Here is a 7,426-nt window from a genome sequence, read left to right as displayed (position 1 = left end):
GAGACGCTCGCTGGCGCTCGCTCCTCAACCAACGAGAGGTTGCCGATCCACGCCGCCCACGGCGCCGAGCTGACCGCGGGCTCGTGGCAGACCGAGGCGCCGCTGCGGATGCTGATGAACAACCTCGACCCGGAGAACGCCGAGCGCCCCGAGGACCTCGTCGTGTACGGCGGCACCGGCAAGGCCGCCCGCAGCTGGGAGGCGTACGACGCGCTGGTGCGCACGCTGACCACGCTGAAGGACGACGAGACCATGCTCGTGCAGTCCGGCAAGCCGGTCGGCGTCATGCGCACCCACGAGTGGGCCCCGCGCGTGCTGATCGCGAACTCCAACCTGGTCGGCGACTGGGCCAACTGGGAGGAGTTCCGCCGGCTCGAGGACCTCGGGCTCACGATGTACGGCCAGATGACCGCCGGCTCGTGGATCTACATCGGCACCCAGGGCATCCTCCAGGGCACCTTCGAGACCTTCGCCGCCGTCGGCGACAAGTCCTTCGGGGGGACGCTGGCCGGCACCATCACGCTGACCGCCGGCCTCGGCGGCATGGGCGGAGCCCAGCCGCTCGCGGTGACCATGAACGACGGCGTCGCGATCTGCATCGAGTGCGACCAGTCCCGGATCACCCGGCGCATCGAGCACCGCTACCTCGACGTCCAGGCCGATTCGCTCGAGCACGCCCTCGAGCTCGCGGTCGAGACCCGCGACGCCCGTCGCCCGCTGTCGATCGGCGTCCTCGGCAACGCGGCCGAGATGGTGCCGGCGCTGCTCGAGCAGGGCGCCCCGATCGACATCGTCACCGACCAGACCTCGGCGCACGACCCGCTCTTCTACCTGCCGATCGGAGTTCCCTTCGAGGAGTGGCAGGCGCAGCGCGAGGCCGACCCGGTGGGCTTCACCAAGGCCGCGCAGGCGTCGATGGCCGCGCACGTGCGGGCGATGGTGGAGTTCCAGGACCGGGGCGCCGAGGTCTTCGACTACGGCAACTCGATCCGCGACGAGGCGCGCAAGGGCGGCTACGACCGGGCCTTCGAGTTCCCCGGCTTCGTGCCGGCGTACATCCGCCCGCTGTTCTGCGAGGGCAAGGGCCCCTTCCGCTGGGCCGCGCTGTCCGGCGACCCCGCCGACATCGCCGCGACCGACCGCGCGATCCTGGAGCTGTTCCCGGAGAACGAGCGGCTGCGGAAGTGGATCACCATGGCCGGCGAGCGGGTCGCGTTCCAGGGGCTTCCGGCGCGGATCTGCTGGCTCGGGTACGGCGAGCGGCACCTGGCCGGCCTGAAGTTCAACGAGATGGTGGCCAGCGGCGAGCTGAAGGCCCCGATCGTGATCGGCCGTGACCACCTCGACTGCGGCTCGGTCGCCTCGCCGTACCGCGAGACCGAGGCGATGCTCGACGGTTCCGACGCGATCGCGGACTGGGCGCTGCTGAACGCGCTGGTCAACACCGCGTCGGGCGCCTCGTGGGTCTCGATCCACCACGGCGGTGGCGTCGGCATGGGCCGGTCCATCCACGCCGGCCAGGTCTGCGTCGCCGACGGCACCGACCTCGCCGCGCAGAAGATCGAGCGGGTGCTCACCAACGACCCGGGCATGGGCGTGATCCGGCACGTGGACGCCGGCTACGACCGCGCCGCCGAGGTCGCGGCCGAGCGCGGGGTGCGGATCCCGATGCTCGAGTCCTGAGCCCGGTCCGGACCGCGTTCCGGACGTGCAATGGCCCCGGTCCCCCACGTGCGTGGGAGGACCGGGGCCGTGCTGCTCTGGTCTGGTTTCTCGGGGTTACCAGACCCTGCGGCGGTTGCCGCCCACCGGAACGAAGTTCAGGATCAGTCCGACGACGAGCAGGATCAGCCCGATCGTCGTGAGGACGGGGATGCTCGCAAGCAAACCGATGATGAGCAGAATGAGACCCAGAACAACCATGTTGGTCATCCCTCCTTTGTGAGACTGGAGGGGTCGTAACCACTTCGGGTTCCGGACATGCGCGGAGGTTCCGTGCGCAATCCGGCGGTCCGGCCGTCAGTCGGCGAGGTGCGTCCGGGCAACCACCAGCGGGTGGTCCGACAGCCGCTTCGCGCGCGTCGAGGTGTCCACCGAGAGCGTGGTGAAGCGGCTCTGCCCGGCGGCGAAGATCCAGTCCACCCAGTAGTACCTCGCCGGGTAGGCGCACTGCATGGACGGGATGCTGTCCGGGGAGATCATCAGCTTGCCGGTGGTCATGGCGCAGAACGCCTTCTGGCGCTCGTTGAAGTCACCGGTGAGGAAGACCGGGCGGGCGTTCGCACGCAGGTCGATGACCAGCTGCCGCTCGATCGCCTCGGCCTTGCGGCGCCACTTGGCCTGCGCCGGGTAGCGCTGGGTGGTGGCGGGGTTGTGCACGTTGGCGACGTACGCCGTGCGGCCGGTCGCGTTGTCCTGGAGGAGGACGTAGGGCATCTTGCGGATGTTGCCGTTGAAGTACGGCACGTCGAAGGTGGCGCCCTCGAGCAGGGTGAACGCCGACCGGCGGTAGATGATCGAGTTCTCGGGGTCGGCCGTGGCGTCCTCCGGGTAGATCCCCCAGTCCTTGCCGGCCAGCTTGAGGAACAGGGCGCGCTGCTTGCGCTGGAGCTCCTGCAGCCCGGCCACGTCGACCTGGGCGGCCTCCAGCATCGCGATCTGCTTCGGGAGCCGGACGTTGTAGTCGGGCCAGCTGGCCTTGTTGCCGCCGGCGGCGGTGTGGCTGGCGCCGAGCATGTTGAACGTCGCGACGTTGAAGCCTTCGTCGCCCCAGAGACCGCGGCTCGGCGTCGGGGTGCCGACGTACCGGTTGAGCCAGGTGGTCGGGTTGTAGACGACGCGTCCGCCGGACGACCGGACCCGCAGCTGCAGGCGGCACGAGGTCGCGTTGCCCTCGTGGCCGACGACGCCGATCTGCTGGCCGGCCGTGACGAGCTGTCCGGAGGTCACCGTGGCCCGGCGCATGTAGGCGTAGAGCGTGACCAGCGACCCCGAGGTGGTGGTGATCTTGACCAGCGCGGGACCTGCCCACGGACGGCTGAGGACCCAGGCCTTCCCGGGGTGGGCTGCGAGGACGGGGGTGCCGCAGGCGGCCTTGAAGTCGGTGCCGCCCCGCTTCGTCGCGGAGTAGGTCCGCAGGTCGCGGGTCGTGGCGGGGTTCAGCGGCCGGGCCACGAACGGGACGCGGGGGGTGTACGTCGTCGTCCGGGCCGAGGTGCCAGAGGGGGCTGTGCCGGCGGGAGCGGCGCCGGCGCCGGCGACGAGGCCGGAGAGCACGAGCGGAGCCACCGCAGCGGCGGCGACGGCGGCCGTGCGCAGGGGGCGGCGCAGGCGGCCCGGTCGCGCCTCGGGGGAGTGGGTGGTCATGCGTGCAGGCTCCTCACGGTCCCGGCGGATCAGGATCGAGCCTGAAAGTATCGTGACTCGTGAGGTTGTTGTTAAGAGTTTGACGAACTACAGGTCTGTAATTCGCCACCGCCACTTTCCAGTGCGGAACCGCGTGTCTAACGGCGCCCCGGGGCGCCAGTCCTCAGCGCCTCCGACGCTCCCGCCAGGCCGCCACCTCGCCCTCCACGTCGCGGGTCGGGGTGATCACCGGAGGCCCGCCGAGGAGCTGGCGCCGGGCGTTCACCACCCGCCGGTTGAAGTCCTCGAGCTCGCGACGGACGTGCTCCTCGTTGGGCTGCCGGTCCAGCAGGGCGTCCAGCTCGAGGTCGTCCTTGCGCAGCTGCAGCGCCTCCGGCAGCACGCCGGTGATCTGCTCGCGCTCGACCAGCTTCTTCAGCCACCAGTCGGGGTCCGGGTCGGAGCCCAGCCCCTCGATCGGCTTCCCCGCCCCGGGCAGGTCGTCGAAGTCCCCGCGGGCCATCGCCTTCCGGACCTGCTGGTCGACCCACTGGCTCTGGTGGCGGATCCGGTTGGCCGCGGCGTCGCGTCCCGTGCGCGGGTCGGTACGGCGGGTGCGGTCGGGGGCCTCGGGCTCCTGCTCGTCCACGGCCCCACCGTACGACGGCGGGACGTCGCGCGGTCTGGTCCCCAACGCTCGGACTTGCTGGGCGGGACTGCGGTTCGGGACCAGTCGGGGGCCTCGTCCCCGGTGAGGGGTGCCGGTCAGCCGAGCGCCCGCCGCACCAGCTCGACCGCCTCGGCCGGCGCGACGCCCAGCGCGCGCACCCGGTCGGCGTACTCCTGCGCGGCCTCGCGGGCGGCGCGCCCCACCTCGTCGCCGGAGACGAAGCTGCCGGCTCGGCCGCGGGTCTCGATCACCCCGAGCTGCTCGAGCTCGCGGTAGGCGCGGGCCACGGTGTTCGCCGCCAGCCCGAGTTCGGTGGCCAGGGTCCGGACCGGCGGGAGCCGGGTGCCCGGGGTCAGAGCGCCGTCGGCGACCCGGCGGCGTACCTCCTCCCGGAGCTGGACGTACGGCGGCTCCGGGGCGTCCGGGTCGACGTGCAGGTCGAGGGCGTGCACGGGACGGTCGCTCACGGGACCGGCTCCGGCGCGTGGTCGGAGAACGCGTCCTTCGGCACCACCGTCAGGGACAGCGCGGCCACCAGGGCGGCGACCGCGCAGACCGTCCACACGGTGAGGTAGCCGGACAGGGGCGCGTGGCCCTCGGTCGGGTCGTCGAGCGAGCCGGTCGACGACAGCGCGATCGCGAAGATCGAGGACGCGATCGCGCCACCGACGGTCTTGGTCGCGTTCGTCATCCCGGTGGCGAAGCCGGTCCGGGCCGGCGGTGCGGCGGCCGCAGCGGCGGCCGGCAGCGCCGCGACCAGGGCACCGGAGCCGAGGCCGGCGACGGCCATGTTGGTCAGGGCCTGGGCCGTGGTGTCGTGCATCGGCAGCCACATCGCGTAGCCGAGCGCCACCAGCAGGCACGAGAGCACCAGCGCGCCGCGGGCGCCCAGCCAGCGCGAGGTGAGCGGAAGGGTGAACGCCCCGACCGCGAGGCTGAGCACGTAGACGCCGATCAGCGTGGACACGAAGCTCGCGTCCGCGCCGAGGCCGTAGCCCGCGACCTCCGGATCGGTCCGGGCGAACGTCGACAGCGGGATCTGGGCGCCGAGCACCGACATGCCGAACAGGAACGCGGTCAGCTGCACCGGCCACTGGGCGGGCATGGCGAACAGGCGTACGTCGATGATCGGCTCCTGCTGCGCGAGCTCGTAGCGGACGAACGGGACCATGACCAGCAGGCCGCCGAGGATCAGCAGCCAGGCGAGCAGGCTGCCGGGCCCGTCGAGCCGGATCACGATCAGGCCCGCCATCACCAGCACCAGCACCGACGTGATGAGGGCCAGGCCGGCGTAGTCGATGCCGCCGGACGACTCCCCGGGTGCGTCCTCGATCCCGAACCAGATCACGAACAGGCAGGCGGTGACCGCGATCGCCGGCAGCATCAGCAGCACGGTCATCGACGTCGCCTCGACCAGCGCGCCCGAGGTGAGCGCGCCGACGATCACGGCGGTCTCGAGCGCGCCGACGAGGATCGCGGCCGCCCGGCGGGTGAGCAGGGCCTGCCGGCCCGACCCGGCGGTGCGACGGTGGATGATCGCGACCTCCAGCGGCAGCCACACGACGTACGCGCCCTGGAGCGCCCAGCCGATCAGGAACGTGGTGAACGACGGCGCGAACGCGAGGATCCACGAGCCGAGCGCGGTGACCGCGGTCGAGAGCAACAGCACCTTCTTGTGGCCGACGAGGTCGCCGAGCCGCGAGAGGAACGGCACCACCAGCGCCGAGACGATCAGCTGCGCGGCCTCGAACCAGTTGACGTCGGCGTCCGCGATCCCGAGGTGGTCGGCGATGTCGCTGAAGATCGGCGTGTAGTAGCCCTGCAGGATGCCGGAGGCGATCTCGACGCAGACCAGGAAGCCGACGATCCGGCCGAGGTGCAGGGCGGGAGCGGGGACCGGCCGGACGTCACTGGTCATGCGGTCACCTGTCCTTCGGGGAGCCGCTCGATCAGGCGCTGGTACCACAGCACGCCCTCGGCGAAGGCCTCGACGCCGATGTGCTCGTCGTACGAGTGGATCGCCTGGCGCTGCGCCCTGGTCATCCGGAACGGGGTGTACCGGTAGACCCGCTCGCAGATCGCGGTGAAGAAGCGGGAGTCGGTCGCGGCCATCATCACGTACGGCGCGGGGACGGCGTCCGGGAACGCCTCCGCGATCGTCGACTCGATCAGCCGGAAAGCGTCGTCGTCGGTCGGGCTGACCGGGCTCGGCTCCCCGGCCTCGAGGACCTTGACCTGGACCTCCTGGTCCTTCACGACCGAGCGCACGTGGGAGAGGACCGAGGCCACGGAGTCCCCCACCATGATCCGGACGTTGACGCCGGCCTTGGCGGTGGAGGCCACCACGTTGAGGGCGGGCGAGCCCGAGAGGGTGGTCACCGCGGCGGTGGTGCGGGTCATCGCGGCCGACTCGGGACCGGCGGCGACGAGCGCGCGGGTGAGCACCGGCCTCAGCCTGGCGGCGTTCGCCATCAGTGGCCTGAGGGCGGCCGGCGCGTACGGGGCCAGCCGCTGCATGAGCTCGACGGTCGGCGCCGGCGCGCTGGCCGGGAACGACGACCGGTCGAGGCGCAGGATCGCGCGGGCCAGCCGGGCAGTGGCGTCCATCTTCGTCGGCGTGGACGCGTGCCCCCCGCGGCCGTCGACCCGGAGCTCCAGCGAGGTCACGCCCTTCTCGGTCACCCCGACCACGGCGACCGGCAGCTCGACGCCGGGGAACGCCTCGTGCGCCACGGCGCCGCCCTCGTCGAGCACGAGCCACGGCACGACGCCGCGCTCGCGGAGGATCGCGACCGCCGCCGGAGCCGCCGTGCCGCTGACCTCCTCGTCGCAGCCGAACGAGAGCCACACGTCCTGCGCCGGCACGAACCCCCGTTCCAGCAGGCGCTCGACCGCCTCGCAGATCGCCACCAGCGACCCCTTGTCGTCGAGCGTGCCGCGGCCCCACACGTGGCCGTCGACGATCTCGGCGCCGAACGCCGGGTGCTGCCAGCTCGCGTCGTCGTCGACGGGCACCACGTCGAGGTGCGCCATCAGCACCACCGGCCGGGCGGCCTCGCGGCCCTGCCAGTGGAACAGCAGGCCGTGGTCGGTGACCGGGGTCAGGTCCAGCTCGGTGTGCAGCCGCGGGAACCGCGCCCTCAGCTCGTCGTGGAACCGCTCGAACGCCGAGAGGTCCTCGTCGGCGGGGTCCTGCCGCGAGACGGTCGGGATCCGGACCAGGGCCCGGAGCTTCTCGACGGCACGGTCGCGCAGGGCGTCGTGGTCGTCGGGACGGAGCGGGGAGACGGGTACGTCGGGTGCCACGGGACGACGCTATTGCCTCCCGGTCCCTCCTGCCCCCCGTTCCACCCGCCGACCCGGCACAGGATGTGCCGACTCACCGGGTTCGGGCGGTGGTGACCCGGCACA

Annotated in this window: 7 protein-coding genes; 1 reads left to right on the top strand and 6 read right to left on the bottom strand. The window is 72.1% G+C overall.

Annotated features, from left to right (window positions below; genetic code table 11):
* Positions 1 to 39: 39 nt before the first annotated feature.
* On the top strand, positions 40 to 1,683 hold the full coding sequence (gene hutU, locus EKO23_RS24060; RefSeq protein ID WP_134721022.1) for a urocanate hydratase: 1,644 nt from the start codon (positions 40 to 42) through the stop codon (positions 1,681 to 1,683).
* 96 nt (positions 1,684 to 1,779) lie between these two features.
* Here hutU and EKO23_RS25555 read toward each other — a convergent pair whose 3' ends face one another.
* From EKO23_RS25555 to EKO23_RS24035, 6 genes are all read right to left on the bottom strand, one after another.
* On the bottom strand, positions 1,780 to 1,932 hold the full coding sequence (locus EKO23_RS25555; RefSeq protein ID WP_167880635.1) for a hypothetical protein: 153 nt from the start codon (positions 1,930 to 1,932) through the stop codon (positions 1,780 to 1,782).
* Positions 1,933 to 2,019: 87 nt separating this feature from the next.
* The gene (locus EKO23_RS24055; protein ID WP_134721021.1) at positions 2,020 to 3,366 is read right to left on the bottom strand and encodes a peptidoglycan DD-metalloendopeptidase family protein; all 1,347 of its coding nucleotides are present in this window, start codon (positions 3,364 to 3,366) and stop codon (positions 2,020 to 2,022) included.
* A gap of 163 nt (positions 3,367 to 3,529) precedes the next feature.
* The gene (locus EKO23_RS24050; protein WP_246051288.1) at positions 3,530 to 3,994 is read right to left on the bottom strand and encodes a DnaJ family domain-containing protein; all 465 of its coding nucleotides are present in this window, start codon (positions 3,992 to 3,994) and stop codon (positions 3,530 to 3,532) included.
* Positions 3,995 to 4,110: 116 nt separating this feature from the next.
* Positions 4,111 to 4,482: a GntR family transcriptional regulator gene (locus EKO23_RS24045; RefSeq protein WP_246051287.1), complete on the bottom strand. Its 372-nt coding sequence runs from the start codon at positions 4,480 to 4,482 to the stop codon at positions 4,111 to 4,113.
* Positions 4,479 to 5,933 carry an MFS transporter gene (locus tag EKO23_RS24040; RefSeq protein WP_134721020.1) on the bottom strand — a complete coding sequence of 485 codons (1,455 nt, stop codon included), beginning with the start codon at positions 5,931 to 5,933 and terminating at the stop codon, positions 4,479 to 4,481. The genes EKO23_RS24045 and EKO23_RS24040 overlap by 4 nt, the downstream gene beginning before the upstream one ends.
* Complete coding sequence (locus tag EKO23_RS24035; protein ID WP_246051286.1) at positions 5,930 to 7,321, bottom strand: M20/M25/M40 family metallo-hydrolase; 1,392 nt, start codon at positions 7,319 to 7,321, stop codon at positions 5,930 to 5,932. The genes EKO23_RS24040 and EKO23_RS24035 overlap by 4 nt, the downstream gene beginning before the upstream one ends.
* Positions 7,322 to 7,426 lie beyond the last annotated feature (105 nt).

The sequence above is a fragment of the Nocardioides guangzhouensis genome (genome assembly GCF_004519545.1).
GTDB classification, from domain to species: domain Bacteria; phylum Actinomycetota; class Actinomycetes; order Propionibacteriales; family Nocardioidaceae; genus Nocardioides; species Nocardioides guangzhouensis.
The sequence above is the reverse complement of the archived record's forward strand: the minus strand, read 5'-3'. Positions and strand labels throughout refer to the sequence as shown.